General features: G+C 30.3%; 14 protein-coding genes. All 14 read right to left on the bottom strand.

The genetic code is table 11. The annotated features are described in order from the left end of the window. Window positions 1-58: 58 nt before the first annotated feature. Window positions 59-829 carry a hypothetical protein gene (locus BED47_RS11660; RefSeq protein WP_069033794.1) on the bottom strand — a complete coding sequence of 257 codons (771 nt, stop codon included), beginning with the start codon at window positions 827-829 and terminating at the stop codon, window positions 59-61. A 537-nt stretch (window positions 830-1366) separates the two neighbouring features. After that, complete coding sequence (locus tag BED47_RS11655) at window positions 1367-2275, bottom strand: LCP family glycopolymer transferase (RefSeq protein WP_286143768.1); 909 nt, start codon at window positions 2273-2275, stop codon at window positions 1367-1369. Between the two features lie 72 nt (window positions 2276-2347). Then, the gene (locus BED47_RS11650; RefSeq protein WP_069033793.1) at window positions 2348-3352 is read right to left on the bottom strand and encodes a metallophosphoesterase; all 1005 of its coding nucleotides are present in this window, start codon (window positions 3350-3352) and stop codon (window positions 2348-2350) included. Window positions 3353-3410: 58 nt separating this feature from the next. Further along, window positions 3411-4082, bottom strand: a complete 672-nt coding sequence (locus BED47_RS11645) for an HAD hydrolase-like protein (RefSeq protein WP_069033792.1) — start codon at window positions 4080-4082, stop codon at window positions 3411-3413. Between the two features lie 12 nt (window positions 4083-4094). After that, the gene (locus BED47_RS11640; RefSeq protein ID WP_069033791.1) at window positions 4095-5717 is read right to left on the bottom strand and encodes an aldolase catalytic domain-containing protein; all 1623 of its coding nucleotides are present in this window, start codon (window positions 5715-5717) and stop codon (window positions 4095-4097) included. Continuing rightward, window positions 5714-6460 (bottom strand): 3-deoxy-manno-octulosonate cytidylyltransferase, encoded by a 747-nt coding sequence (locus tag BED47_RS11635; RefSeq protein WP_069033790.1) that lies wholly within the window; start codon window positions 6458-6460, stop codon window positions 5714-5716. Before BED47_RS11635 ends, BED47_RS11640 begins: the two co-directional genes overlap by 4 nt. Before the next feature lie 80 nt (window positions 6461-6540). Then, the gene (locus BED47_RS11630; protein WP_069033789.1) at window positions 6541-7734 is read right to left on the bottom strand and encodes a hypothetical protein; all 1194 of its coding nucleotides are present in this window, start codon (window positions 7732-7734) and stop codon (window positions 6541-6543) included. A gap of 213 nt (window positions 7735-7947) precedes the next feature. Next, on the bottom strand, window positions 7948-8823 hold the full coding sequence (locus BED47_RS11625) for a 6-hydroxymethylpterin diphosphokinase MptE-like protein (protein ID WP_069033788.1): 876 nt from the start codon (window positions 8821-8823) through the stop codon (window positions 7948-7950). 34 nt (window positions 8824-8857) lie between these two features. Further along, complete coding sequence (locus BED47_RS11620; protein ID WP_069033787.1) at window positions 8858-10024, bottom strand: polysaccharide deacetylase family protein; 1167 nt, start codon at window positions 10022-10024, stop codon at window positions 8858-8860. Window positions 10025-10069: 45 nt separating this feature from the next. Continuing rightward, complete coding sequence (locus tag BED47_RS11615; protein ID WP_439097781.1) at window positions 10070-11863, bottom strand: ABC transporter ATP-binding protein; 1794 nt, start codon at window positions 11861-11863, stop codon at window positions 10070-10072. A 36-nt stretch (window positions 11864-11899) separates the two neighbouring features. Further along, window positions 11900-12880, bottom strand: coding sequence for a glycosyltransferase family 2 protein (locus tag BED47_RS11610; protein WP_069033785.1), 981 nt, complete (start codon window positions 12878-12880; stop codon window positions 11900-11902). A 22-nt stretch (window positions 12881-12902) separates the two neighbouring features. After that, window positions 12903-13811, bottom strand: coding sequence for an SP_1767 family glycosyltransferase (locus tag BED47_RS11605; protein ID WP_069033784.1), 909 nt, complete (start codon window positions 13809-13811; stop codon window positions 12903-12905). Then, the gene (locus BED47_RS11600; protein ID WP_069033783.1) at window positions 13808-14782 is read right to left on the bottom strand and encodes a glycosyltransferase family 2 protein; all 975 of its coding nucleotides are present in this window, start codon (window positions 14780-14782) and stop codon (window positions 13808-13810) included. Before BED47_RS11600 ends, BED47_RS11605 begins: the two co-directional genes overlap by 4 nt. Beyond that, the gene (locus tag BED47_RS11595) at window positions 14779-15819 is read right to left on the bottom strand and encodes a glycosyltransferase family 2 protein (RefSeq protein WP_069033782.1); all 1041 of its coding nucleotides are present in this window, start codon (window positions 15817-15819) and stop codon (window positions 14779-14781) included. The genes BED47_RS11600 and BED47_RS11595 overlap by 4 nt, the downstream gene beginning before the upstream one ends. Between the last annotated feature and the right edge of the window lie 14 nt (window positions 15820-15833).

Here is a 15833-nt window from a genome sequence, read left to right as displayed (position 1 = left end):
AAACTCTTTAATTTTATGAATTTAAAAGTCATGTTTACTACTAATAATGTAAATTATCTTATTTATTAATAGCGTCCACTAAATCTTGCATATCTTTAATAGCATCATTAGTAGTTTTTGATTGTGTATCTTCTAAAGTTTTAAATGCTGCTTCTTTTTGCGTGTCAATTTCAGTTTTTAATGAAGCTTCAATACGATCAATTTCAGAAGATAAGTGCTCTAAAACAGCTTTTTCAGAATCAGATGCTTGAGTATTAATTAGTGTAGTAATTTCAGCTTTAGCATCTTGAATTTTTTGCGTTAAAGTGTTCACAGCTGTTGTGCGAGAAGAATTTAAATTAGATTGAAGTTTTGAATCCGCACTTTTAGCAACCGCTGAAAGCTGTGCGTTAAAGCTACTATTTAATGTATCTGCTAATGCATTTAAATCAGATGTTGTTTTACCATTTGTTGTTGAAACATAATTAGCAAAATCAGCAGGAATGCTCATGTTTAAAGCAGCCATAGCTTGAGAAATTGCAGTAATATGCTCATTTAAAGCCGCACTAATTTGTTGATTTGCCAATTTTGTTTGAGCGTCTCCTACTGATTCAATCGTGTTTGCAGCATTAACTTTGTAATTATTTACGTTAGTTTTCATATCTGCAACTGAAGAATCATATTTTGGTTTGTATGATGAAGATAGCTCTGTTTTTGCATCAGAAGTTTTCGAATTAGCCCAGTTTGTTAATAACTCCCCTGCGTTAGTACTTGCGAATGCGATTCCTCCAGAAATAACTAAACCAGCGGATACAATCCCTATTACAACTTTACTCTTAACCTTTTTCATCTCTTTCTCTCTCCCTAAATTGTATATAGTTTGTATTTTGTTCTCCTATGAGAACGTATACAATTTAACTATACAAAAGACTAAATAATCTAACAATTGAGTTGAATCTTTATAAAAAGTGCTATTTTGATAAAAAACGACAATGTTATTATTTTTTTTAATCACTTATTGAAGAATAATGTATTTATTTGTTTATTGTTGTTGTAAAAACAGAACTATACTAACTATCACACTGTTAACTAGTTCTTTTTATACATAAAATACGGAAATGATTAAACGTAAATACTGTTGATTCTCTATTTTTTTTCATATTTTAATGGAAAAACCAGGAATATGTACTAGGTCTATAGTAGCGTTCGGATTTACAAACAAATATTAATATGTAGAAATTTGTAGAAACCTCAGGGGATAAATGGGAGGAGTAGTCTTTCCTTTTAGATTAGAGATCTTATCTTGAACAAAGCAAAAAAACCCCGATTTGGTATATAGTTAAACTATTTACCAAATCGGGGTTCTTTCTCTTCATAAAAATTCACGCTATTGTGTTAATCCTAACTGATCGCGTAGTTCATTTGAAAGTGCTAAACGATTTTCTTCCGGTACTAAATAATAGTAGATTCCCTTGATCATTTTCCCATTTCCTTCTAGTTGCTGTTGTTCAATACTATCAGTGGCACCTCGATAGCTTTTCTGAATATCAAACATTTCATCTAGGGTTAAATTAGTTTCTAGGTTTTTACTAATCGAATTTAATATATCCTTATAACCCACTAAACTTTTAATTTTTGTTCCTTTGTTAATTACTTCTTGAATGATTTGACGTTGTCTTGCTTCTCGTCCAAAATCACCTTGTGGATCCTCGTAACGCATTCGCGAGAAACTTAACGCCTTTTCTCCATTTAGAGACAATAATCCCTTTTTAAAGTGATAACCGTCATTTGTAAAGTCTAGTGTATTCATAACCTCTACTCCACCAATTGCATCTACAATGCCTTTAAACCCCTCCATATTGACTTCTAAATAGTAATCAATAGGTATGTTTAAAAATTTCTCCACAGTGTTTACACTCATTTGTATACCACCGAATGCAAATGCATGATTAATCTTATCAGTACGATTTTTCCCTACTATTTCAGTACGAGTATCACGTGGAATACTAATAATTTTCGTCGTATGTTTTGTAGGATTTACGGTTATAACCATTAGCGAATCAGATCGCCCCTGGTCACCTGGTCGTTTGTCTACCCCTAGGAGTAAAACAGAGAATGGATTTTTTTCTTTAACGCTGACGGGTTCAACCCTTTTTTCCGTCTTTTCTATTGGGTGATAGATAACGCTCGTTGTTTTCGTTACTTCATGATAAATATAAAATCCAGTAGCCCCAGCTATAGATACCAGTACGGTCAAAACAATTCCAATGCGCAACATTATTTTTTTCCAGCTCACGGATATTGCTCCTTTTAGTAAAAATTAAAGTGTAGTTAAACAATATTTAAGAAAATATGTTTCAACGTCTTGTTAATTAATTTTTTGTTTTAATGTTAAAACATTGATTTCAGGAGGGTTAAATAAACGAAACTTTAGGAACCGAATAAAATTGCTACTTCCAAGACCTGTACTCACATATTGTTTAGTATGTTTGTACTCCCAAAGACCTTTAACGCGGTTTTGTGGAGGAAACAGACCACCCCACTTATACCATCCCTCTGGTACGAATGGTGCTCCTATAAAGGGTAAACGAATTTGTCCTCCATGATAATGTCCAGCAATAATCAAATCGTATTTCCGATCTCTAAACTTCAGACTTGCATCATTTAAAAGACTATCAATTCTCGCGTCAACTATAGGATAGTGATTAAGCGCAATTAAGACATCATTCTTTTTTAATTGATTAATACCGGACATCTCTTTAATTAATGATTTACGGTGCTCAATATACTGCTTGGTTTGTACATATTCAGGTAAGAAGATTCCATTTGTTTGTTTATCACTTTGAGAAGCGTTCAGGATTGACGTTTCAAAGTCAACGAAGTTAATTGTGGAATTGTTTTTTTTGACTGAATAAATAGATTCCAAGAATTTGACACCACGTTTTTCAATACCTTTTATGAACTTACTTTTTACTAATACATCTTTTGAATTTACATAATATGCCTCTGGATCTTCATTTCCAGGTATATAAATGGCATTCTCTTTGTTTTGTATTCCTTCTAATAATTGATAAAAAGGCTTAATATTAGTACTTTGGCTTTTAAGAATCATATCACCAGTAAAAACAATGGCGTCATAATCGGTGGAGTTAATGGATTTTAACAAGCGACTTTGATTTTTACCAAACTCTTTACTATGCAAGTCTGAAATTTGAAGAATTTTATATCCCTCAAATTCTTTTGGTAAGTGGTCTACTAAGACATCTTGTTTTGCTATTGTAATTCGGTTATTATCCCAAATTATATAAATTACTAGTGCAAAGATAAATAATATGATTAACCCTGCAACTACTTTTGCTAATCTATTTTTCAAAGTAACCGCTCCATTATCCACTTTTTATACAAAGTATTGATAAACCGTTTATATGAAATTAATACTTGATCTTCTGCTTTAATTCAAAAAAATCAAAGAGCTCCTCAACACTTTCAGTTACATAAACATTCTTGCATTTATCCGCGTCAACTTTACTTTCAAATCCGTAACCATACGTCACGGCAATAAAATCAATTCCCACTTTCTCTGCACCAATTGCATCATGCATGCTATCGCCGATCAATACTACCTTCGACAAATCATTTTGCCCTATCTCTTCTAAGCACATTAAAATTAAATCTGATTTACTAAGCGTATCGGCATCATCGACCCCGAAAATAACATCAAAGTGCTTACTCAATTCGAAATTTTCCAATATTTCTTTTGCTAAATCATCCCTCTTTAGCGTTGCAACTGCCGTATTACATTTTTTCTCTTTTAATGAAAATAGTAACTCTTTTATATAGCTATATTGCTTAGCCTCAAATTTACCCTTTTCTTTATATCTACTTCGATATATTTTTACAGCTTCTCTTGCCTTTTCTTCATTAAAACCGCACTCTCGCATAAATGATTCGACGGGTGGTGGACCAATAAATCGTCTCTGCTGTTGAACTGTTAATTCAGGTGCCCCCATTAGAATTGCAGTATGATTCGCGCCAATCATGATTCCTTGGGCTGTATCTAATAATGTTCCATCTAAGTCAAAAATGATTGTAGAATATTTCATATGCCCTCCGCTTTAATATGTCTTACTATACAAATGAACATCTTTATAAATCGTCGACGTTACATAGTGAATTCCCATATTCTTTTCTACATTGGCTAAGTAATTTTTTATTTCTTCATTCTTCTTAACAAGCTCGACCATTTCAATATGGTTAATTAAATCTGTTGAATAATAGTTTTTAGCCTTGTTTAGACTGAATCCATCAAATCCAGCAAGATATACATGATCAATAAATAAATGATTTAATAAATTAATAGCCATTAATCCTGCGTTATCTGAAATTAAGGAGTTTTCTAGCAGTAAATCAGAATAATTAACGACTATTGATGAATCGACTTTTAAGTTTGTAATATTAGATGTTGTTATTAAAGTTGTTGCAAATGATAAATCTTTTATTACATCTTCCATACTCTTAAATCTCTTACTATTGCTAATAAAAATGGCGTTACAGTTAAAAGCACTTGGTAAAAAATTTATGCTAATAATAAATGGATCTTCTTCGTTTATAAACGTTTTAATATTTTCTATTTCTTTTTTGATTGATTTACCTGGTGCTACAATAAGTACTTTTTTATTACCAATTAGCTTCCTTAATCTCTTCAAATTTTCTGTATCATCTACCAATTGCATTTGATGACTTATGTATAAATCTTCAATATAATTTTCATCAAAGATATCACGTTTTTTGTTCGGGATTTGCCTCAATATTGTATTGATTGACTTAACAGAAATCGTCTGTTTATTCATTAAATAGGATGCATAGTTAGGGTGACAATTATTGATTGCCGCTATAAAATAGGGAACGGAATAACCCCATTTGGGCTCATTAAAAAATCTACTCAAATGTTCATCTACAATTTCCAATAACGGTACTATTTTATATTTTTCCTCAATATTTTCATTGATGTACTCAGAAATTAGCTCCGTGCATAAATTTCCTGCTCCTCTTCCCATACCAAATACCGAAGAATCTATTATTATCTTTCTTTTAGTATGCAGCGTTAACAATTCTTGGGCATTTGAAAAAGATAATTGTAAATTATTATGAGAATGGAATCCGATGTTAATTGTTTTATCAAGATTATGATCTAGTAGATGGTACATTCTTAGTAAATTATTTTTGTACATAATTCCAAGTGTATCTACTAAGTAAAATGCATATGGTTTTAGCTCATTAACTTTTTCGATCAAAGCTAACAGATTTGCATCAGTGTAGCTTGTAGTACCAACTGGTTGAATAAACACTTTATACCCTTTTTCAATTAACATTTTTCCATATTCTAATGCTTCAGTAATTTCTTTTTCATTATCATGGAACGTTAATCGTATTCCATCGATTGAAGTACCATCATATACTTTTATTTTATCGATTGAGATGAATGGTTGATCAATCATAGCTACGTAAATAGTATCTTTATTTTTTGGCTGAATCAGTTCTTTGATGTTTTCAATATCATTGAAAATTGTAGTGTCATTATCATAATCCACATCCCTAAGAAATCCACATTCAATAATGTCTATACTAGATTGTGTCAACTTTTCAATTACTTTTTTAACCGTCCTCTTACCAAAGTTCCAATCATTGATGTATCCACCATCGCGTAAAGTACAGTCGAGTAGCTTTATATTGTTCACTCAAATACCACGCTTTCTAAACGATCTTTTATAATATCTCGCACTTTATCTAAATCTTTTGGAGTATCCACGGAAAGAGTCGTCACATTTGCTTCCACAAATTTTATCTTTTGGCCATTCTCAATAAATCTAAACTCATCAATGTCTTCGGCTGCTTCCAAAGGGCCTCTTGGTGCTGAATAACAAAACTCCAATGCACTTTTTGTGAAACATTGTACCCCAACAAACTTTTTATAATAAAAATCGTATGTCCCCTTTGGGTAAGGAATTGGGCTTCGGGCTAAATATAATCCATATCCAAATACATCTGTTGCAATTTTTATTTTGGAGAAGTCCACAGCTTCTAAAGGATTTTTTAATTCTGTCATTAAATTTGATACATATAAGGAATTAGGGTCAACCCCATTAGGTAGAATTCTACTAATCGCTTCAGTTTCTATTAAAGGTTCATCTCCGTTTACATTAATATAAAAATCTGCATCTATTAATGTAGAAACCTCGTATAGACGATCAAGATGTGTTTTATGATTTTCAGAAGTCATAATCGTTTTTATTCCGTAGCTTTCACAAACTTCTTTAATTCGTAAATCATCTGTTGCGACATATACCTCATTTAGTCCCTCTAATCCCTTTAATCGTTCATGAACCCACCAAATCATTGGTTTTCCACAAATATCTGCTAAAGGCTTGCCTGGGAATCTTGACGAATTATATCTAGCTGGAATAACACCAATGATTTTCATAAATTATCTTCCTCCTGATATCATCTTATATATTAAAAAGATTTGTTCATTTAAAAGAACATTCACTAATAAAATTCATCCTAAATATTTTCAACTAAATAATTATTAAATTTATTTTCGTATATTTTACTTTCAAACACTTGAAAAAATTTGATTCTATCCGCTAAATACTTAAAATATTTTTGCTCCCCTAAAGGATTTTCCACTAACCTTTGTGTAATAAATTCTAAGTAAAATATATATCTATATAATTCTGAATGCTGTACTAGAACTGCTGCTAACTTAGAATTTATAAAATGATTCTCTAAATAATTGCGAATAAAAGTCTGATAAGCATTTTCAATTTCCCTACTTACTTCGTAAAGATTTTCCTCATTTATACTAGAAACTTTATCAAATGTAATAAAGTAAAAATCAAAAAAAGCACTTCTGATTTCTAAAGTATTCCAATCTATTACCCTAGATTTTTTCCCACTTTTCAAAATATTACCTTCCCAAAAATCTCCATGTGAAAATCCTAAAACAATTTCTGATTGGGAGACAACTTTGTTCAGCTCTTGATGTATTACCGAAATAAAATCTGAAATAATTTTTATATTATTTACTAAACTAACATTATGATTTAGAAAAGGACTCAATAATTGCTCAATCCTCTTTGAAACATTTTGAATATGTTGACCTAAGAATATATTTTGATGACCTTTACTTAATAAAATCTCCTTTAAAATAGGTAGAGTTTCTAAATAAACATGCTTTATATCATTTAATTTGAAAGATACTGGCTTTAAATTTAAATAACTTTCCTTCATAAACCTACTATTAAGTTCCCAATCTAGTAGTTTAGGTGATAATTTGCAATTTTGTGCTTCTTTTAGTTTATAAAACCTATTCTCCATCACACTCTTTGGAAAATCATTAGGGTATACAGTTGTAACATATTTCTTTCTAAAATTTATTATTTTGTATTCACCTTGACCTCCTAAAATGAGACAGTGCCCACAATATACTGATGATAGAGTCGGAAATAAATCAGGAGACTTTTTATTTAAGTTCTTTTTTCTTTTATATAAATAAGTAAATTGCAATACGCGAATAAGTCTAACAATCGGAAGACACAAATTAATAATATGAATTTTTGTCTTCCTCTCAAGAAAACCAAAAGGTTTACCTTTGAAAAATAGGAAGTATATAAGACTAATTAAACTCTGATCTAGATTAATGTAGAGCGAACTATATAAAAAATTATCTACATAAATATATCTAAACTCCTCCATGTAAATCTCCCTCTATTGTATATTGTTGTAAGTAAATGATTTTTAATATTTGGAAACAACTTTTGAACAAACACTAAAAAAATGTATTAAGAAGTCTAATGAGAATGTTATTTTCTTAATTAAGAACATCTTATTTCAAAAATTTTCATCTTATTAAACGCCTTTCATTTTTTATTTGATTATAATACTTTTTAAGTGTTTTAGGATATTAAATTATGATAAAGGTTGTAAAGATTTTTCTCTTTTATTGTTCGCTATAACATCATCTAAATCAACTCTTTCAAATATCTCCAGCATTCCTCCTCTAGTAGCGTTAAAGATTTTAATATTATTTGAATCCGCATATTTCTTTGCCACACTATACGCATGAATCATTTTTATTCCGGCAACTGAATAAGTGGGATCAAAGCAATCGTAATTTTTAAAATGATGATTTAGATCACTAGAATAGTTGCAATCTGCGCCAAGCAAATAGATTTCTTTAAATCCCATATAAACTGCAATTTGTATAAGTGAATAAGCTATTGAATAACCATCATACACTACTGCAAATGCATCGTCGCTAAACTTTGTATTATACTCCGTATGCAGCCAATAATGATTTAACATGTTCATTGGATAAACATAATATTCTTCTGGGATCTCCGCTCTTTTTAAAATAGGTTCACCAATGAATTTACATTCTGAATCCAAATTTTTAATATCTTCTTCAAACCTAAGATAATTTCCAATACACTGAATCCCATAATATGTTGGTCTCCAGTCTGTTTCGTCAAATGCGAGGCAAATTGAATTCATACTAAAAGTAATTTCGCCACGAAGTTTTTCCAAATCTTCAATTTTCAAGCTTGGTCCCGTTGCTACAATAAAGCACCTTTCACCTAGATGTTTATTCTTTATGTCTTTTAATTTTTCGAAATGACTTTTTCTATTAATACAATTCACTCTTAAAAATTTATTAATACTAAACATAATATTTGGTATAATGACCGGTCTAATCATAGGAATAAAAGTATATCGAATATTTCTAATAAAATCATAAAAGTACAATGTGACCTTATTACTTTTTAAGATCTTTTTTATTGTCATAGTTCCCCATTCCCTTTTTTATTTAATTAGTTTGTTAATATGTCCCTGTCTTAGATTCGATATGGTCATTATTAATTTTTATTTCTTTTAACTTACTAAGTCTGTCTAATAGCCTATAATCCACAATACTATTATCGTATAGGTTAACTTTCTCCAAATTAGTTAGATATTGTAAACCGTCTAAATTTGAAATATTTTGACCGCTTAAATCTATTTCCTTTATCGAGCTCAATTCAGAAATAGTTATCCATTTTACATTTGGATTATGAAGATGCTGTCTGATACACCTTTCTAAGTTTTTATCTATAAAAGTGGCAATTCCAGCTAATTCAGCAGTAGTATAGAATTCAAACCCTAGCGCTTTAGCTTCTTTTATAATTTCTTCGATTAATTTTGTTGAAGTTCTCCACGTTCCAGCAAGGTCTGATTCTTCTCCCCATCCAAAATCTTCCCACTTTACATCTTCTGGTAATGTAGAATGTGACATTAAAATTAAATTTAGCCCAGTTTTCTTAACAACCCTCAAAATCCTTTTTATATACTTTTTATTCTTTAAAAATATACTGTCTATACAAACGGCAGGTGCAAATCCAGCATGGTTGAAAGGTGTTAAATGATTAGTAGATGAATGTCCCCTTACAACTTTAAAGTACTTCGGGACGATCTCGTTTATCATTTCATCATTATATGCTGCAAAAGGGAATGCATGGGTTACTGGTAATTTAAACTTTTCCTTTGTTTTAGAATGAGAGTGTTTGTCCATCCATTTAAACAATGATTCTATTTCATCTTCAACCCATTTTGCTAAACCATATTCATTAATATATGATTTAGCATTTTGGTGTTTTAAGCTATGGTGAGCAAGTTCATGACCATTTGCTTGTAATTCTAGTAACTGATCTATTTCCTTTTGATTATGTTCCCTTCCACCCTCAAATTGGTGAAAGGCATTAATATTAAATGTTACTTTCACATCATAATACCCAAATAAATCCATACCATATTTATACCAATGTCCTACTCTAAAACTGTCATCAAACGAAAATGCAATCCCAGGTTTATTTACGAAAGGAACTTCATTCTTTTCGTCTCTTGGAACTATTTTCTTTTCCATCTCCCTAATTAAATTCCCATAAAATCCATGCCAATACCAAGTTTCAGCCACTTTATTTTTTATTTTTTCTAATCCTCTCCTAAACATCACGTACCTCCTTTAATAATAGTTTAAATTAGATATTTTCCATTATTAAATAACCGAGTGCTTTAATTTATGGTCAACTGTTACTAATCTACCTTTATTCAATTTGAAAACAATATCACAGTTTTCAATTGTACTCAGACGATGCGCAATAATAATTAAAGTTTTTTCTCCCTTTAAGCCATCGATCGCTTTCATAATTTCTTTTTCTGTTTCATTATCCAGTGCAGATGTTGCTTCATCCATAAAAATTATTTCTGGATTGTGGTATAATGCCCTAGCAATTCCAATACGTTGGCGTTGTCCACCTGAAAGCCTTACTCCTCTTTCACCTACTGTTGTGTTTAATTGTTCAGGAAGTAATTTCACAAATTCCTTTAATTGAGCTTGCTCTAGCGCTCTCCACACTGCACTCTCATCAATTTGGTCCTCATCTAATCCAAATGCAATATTTCCTCGAATTGTATCATCTGATAGGAAAATTGATTGGGGAATATAACCAATTTTTTGTTTCCACAGTTCTCTTTGATTGTTTAAATCATTCCCATCAATTAAGATTTCACCATTTTCGGGATGGAATAACCCTAATATGATATCAACTAGTGTTGTTTTACCAGCACCGGATTCACCAATAAATGCCACAGACTGACCAATTGGAATAGTTAAAGATACATCCTTAACTGAAAAGTCTCTCTGATTAGGATATTTAAAGGAAATATTGTTCAATTTAATGGATTGAGTGAAAACTCTATCATTATGATCAACCACTTTTGAATTTTCCTTGCTAATTTGATCGTCAATATTTATGAGGTGATCTTTATTTAGGAATAAATCTTCATAAATGATTGATAACGCAGGTTCTGAATAACGTATCGCAGTTATAAACCCTACAATACGGGTAATTGAAGGCATTAAACGAAATGCTGCCATAGCAAAGAGTGCCATAGTTGAAACTAGACTTGTAGTATTACTACCCTTAAAGACAATTATTAACATCGTGATTAGTACGATTGTTACCATAGTTGTTTCAATAAAATATCTTGGAACTTGATTTAATATATTTAATTGTCTACTATTTCCTGCACTTTTTTGACTTTGATTAGTAAAAGCATTTACAAAGAAGTCTTCTTTACCCGATACCTTAACTTCTTTACTAGCACCTAATCCCTGATTTACCCATTTAATCATAGCAGCATTTACTTCTTGTTGTTCAGTACCTAAGCGACTAATCTTTTTACGAAAATACCTAAAAAATAGGAATACACTTCCACCCAGTAAAGTCGAAGCAATTATTGTTGCTAAAGGAGCAGTAATAATTAACAAAACTAATATAAATGAAGTAACAAGAATTTCTGTTAATAACTGAAAACCCGAAATGATGATTCCTTGAAATACTTTAGTAATTTCTGTATTTATATTGCGAAGTAATTCTGATGTGTTTCTTTCTAAATGAAATATATATGGTTTCGTTAAATATTCTTTAAACAAGTTTCTTGATAATCTAACTTGTTGGTTTAAAATGACACGTACTTGTAAATGGTTAAATATTAGTAAGTATATATTTTTAATAAAAAATACTGCAAGTAGTGCTATACCTGCAAATACGATGAATCCGTTTACCGATTGAAAATGAAGAAATTTATAAATAAATGATAAAATAGCTTGTTCTTTGATTACTTTTGGATCGGTTAATATCCCTACAAAAGGGAAGATTGCTCCTATTCCAATCGTTTCAAATACTGCTGCAGCTATCATCATGAGAAATAATATTAAAAGTTTATTCTTTTCTTTTTTATTAAAAAGCATTAGTAATTTACTTAATGAAGACTTCAAATTTATCACCCTTTTAAAAATAAATAAGACTAGTAAACTAATTTTTTAAAAGTTTCTTAGTCTTTTTTGAACTAAACTATCAAATAAGCTCGTATTGATCACAAAAATAAACCAACCTATTTTTTCTTTTTTTATAAAGTATGGATTTTTTATAAATGAAAAAAGACTAAAGCAGAATTCTGATTTTAATCTTTTTAACTCTTCTCTACTATTAGGTACTTCATTTTTTGCTTTGTAATAATACCTAAAAAATAATGGTATATAACTATACTCAGCTTTTTTTTGTAGATCAAACTGATTTATTGTCATAAAAAAGTTGACTCTTTCTTTATATGCTTTAATAAAGTCTAGATGTTTAATACAAAATTCGGCCTGTGTAATGCTATTTTTTCTTTGTAAATAAAAGTGTAATTGTATAGGTATGTATGTTATCTTCGAGCTTTTATAAAGTAATTGATGAGCGATAAATTCATCTTCGTGGATTTTGTTTTCTTCAAACTCTAAATTGTCAAACAAGTGTTTTTTGAACAATTTATTCCAAACAACGACAAATTTGACTCCTTTATTTCCGTATAATTCGTTTAAAGCTTCTATGTTCGTATAATGTTCTTCTTTATATCGAAGATTAGGTTCATCTGAGTTGAGTACATCTCCTTCATTTACTTTTAAATAGTCACAAATCACAATATCTGATGAATATTGCTTTGCATTACTATGCAAGACTTCATACATTTTTAAATGGATGAAATCATCGCTATCCACAAATGCAATATACTTTCCTTTTGCTATTTTAAGACCAGCATTCCTCGCTGATGATAAACCACCATTTTCTTTATGAATCACTTTTACTCGTTGATCGGTGGACGCATAGTCATCACAGATTTTCGGACAATTATCAGGCGATCCATCATTTACTAGTATTAGTTCAAAATCCTTAAATGTCTGCCCTAGTATTGAATCGATACATTTATTAAGATAATTTTCTACCTTATATACAGGAACGATTATTGAAATTTCACAAGCCATTCAATGTCACCCTATTCTAAAATTACGATATTCTAGAGATAATTTCTTCCTCATACTTAATGTCATTGATTCCATGAACATCAGTACCTTCGGGAACTTCACCTACATATTTATTTTTAATTGCTTCCTTTTCTACAGCTTTATTTAAAAACCATTCATATTCGATATCAATATGGCCAATATCAATTGCATGATAGCCATAGTTAGCCAAGTCATAAGCTAATACCGTAGCTGTAGGTCCAAGAGCAATTAATACTAGTTTTGACTTATCGTGTTTTATTACCTCTTCAAATATTTGATCATACTTTGCAAATGCGTCGGTAGCTGGACATAAAATTCTTTTTATTGATTTGGTATTATCGAACAAATTATTTCCAATCCCTAGTCTACTTTGCTCGCCTTCGATCATAATGACCTCTTTTTGATGCCACAGCTTTTTAAAAGTCTTAAACCTAAACTCAGCCTGACTTTTATCCTTATAGTCTATATAAAGGCGAGTGACCAATGAATCATAATAGACCTTGTTCTTTTGTAGTAGTTTATAGATCTTATATCGATTTAAATTTAAGTAACGGGTCCAATAATTTCTTGATTTGTCTGTACACCAGTCAACACTTTTAAAAACATTTGGAATAAAGACTTCATGATTTTCTTGATTACTTTTGATAATTTCCCTTAATCTCAGGCTTAACTCCTCTGAATATGGCTGAAATCTTAAGCTTTTTCCGTTCATTAAATTGAATTCACCATCGCCATACCTACTTATAGAACATTTATTTTGAACAATTAGGCTTAAACTTTCATCGGTTGTTTTTATAGAAGGTTGTCTAGAAAATAAAAAAACCATTCCATTAAATAGGGTGGTAATCTGTTCAATACTTCTTATTTTTATTTTCGAACCTAACACATACATTTTTCGGTATATGCTCATCCTCTTTTTCTCCTTGATAGGAAATTAATTATTAACTTATACAAAATAGGGTGAATGCGTGTTGCAAATAATAATATTTTTACATTTGTAACATACTCTTTTAGTTTGATTGTTTCGGTGAAGTAATTGTTTAAAATCTCGGTTACTTTTTTGTATTCATTTTGATATACAATATGATTTGGATCTAGTGATATTGTGTTTAAAACAGCCATAGCATTATTAGCCAGTTTTAATGTTATGATTGGTTTTAGTTCCGGATAGTATTGACTTACATAACGATAGATGTCGTCGTAAATCAGTACTGCATCAATACTTTTATTCTTTACTGCCAGATCCATTGTGCTATTTTCACGCTTAATATAGTGATATTTTGGTTCACCTATATAGCATACTTTTTCACTCTCATTAATTACTTTATAAGTAAATGCAGTATCCTCATACATAATCCCTTCTGGAAATCTAAGGTTTTCCAAAAGCTTTCTTTTCATTAATTTCGACCAAACAACTTCATCATATAGTGCACCTTCAAATAATGCCTTCATTGCTTGACTTCGATTATGAATTGTTAATGGCTCTGATCCATTTACGATTGTTTTGTCGTTATAATGAACGATACTCGTACAGTTTGCAATATCACAGTCATTCTCAATACAAATATTATAAAGTAGTTCATACATATCCGGTTCAATCCAGTCATCACTATCTACAAATCCTATATAATCGCCTTTAGCAATGTTTAAAGCAGCATTTCTAGCACTTGCTTGCCCGCCATTTTTCTTATGAATTACTTTTATTCGATTATCCTTTTTAGCATACTCATCGCATATTATTCCGCACTGATCGGGTGATCCATCATCGACAAGGATAAGTTCAAAGTCAGTTAGCGTTTGAACTAAGATTGAATCCACACATTTATGTATATATGGCTCTACTTTATACACAGGAACAATAATACTTATTTTGGGATTCATTTGTTCACTATCCTTTCCATTATTAATATTTTACGAATATTAGAGTATGTTCTTAAAAGGTAATTTAATCCCCACATATAATTCGTAAATATAAAGTTAAACTTGTTAATATTTAACTTCGAAGTCTTAACTATAGGATAAAATTTCTTTAAATTTGGATTTACTAAAAATTCTCGGTAACTTATTAAGATTTTGTTTTTTAAATCATTTCTATATTTCTTATTTGGATCAATTTCTTTATTGTTAAGTAGTTTTTGATAAAAAAATAAAATACGAGTAAAAAAATAAGATTCTGATAAAGTAAGTAATGATTGTTCACTAACTCGTTCCCGTATAAAATGAAATCTCTCTTCGTCACACTCTAAGCCATCTAAGTTCCTTAAAGTGAATTTTTCTTGTTTTGACATTGTACTCTCGTTTCTTTGTACGTAATAATATTTACTTGTACCAATAAATACGTATTTCTTTACCAAATAATATATTTTAAATGCTAAAAAGCCATCTTCATATAACTTATTTGGAAATCTAAGATCATCAAAGATTTCTTTTTTGTACAACTTATTACAAACTGAATTCCTGTATCCATTGTTTAATAGTCCTTTTAAAGCGAATATATTATCACCAATTTCAACTTGATTATTATTTTGAATTTGTTCTACCTTATTTCCATTTACAATTTTTATGCCGCACTCAACAACATCTGCCTCAAATTTCATTGCATTCTCAATTAATGATTCAAACATATCACTTTCAACATAGTCATCACTATCAACAAATCCTATATAATCGCCCTTTGCTATATCTAATCCCATGTTTCTAGCGCTGGCCTGCCCACCATTTTCTTTATGAATTACTTTAATTCTATTATCTTTAGAAGCATAAAGTTCACAAATTTCCCCACTTTTATCTGGTGATCCATCGTTAACTAGAATTAATTCGAAATCAGCAAACGTCTGATCCAATAATGAATTTATACACTTATGAAGATAGGGTTCTACTTTATATACAGGAACAATAATACTCATTTTTGGATTCATTAATTTCACTCCAT

Source organism: Gottfriedia luciferensis, from assembly GCF_001712755.1.
Taxonomy (GTDB): Bacteria; Bacillota; Bacilli; order Bacillales; family Bacillaceae_G; genus Gottfriedia; species Gottfriedia luciferensis_B.
This window is presented reverse-complemented; position numbering and strand designations above follow the sequence as displayed.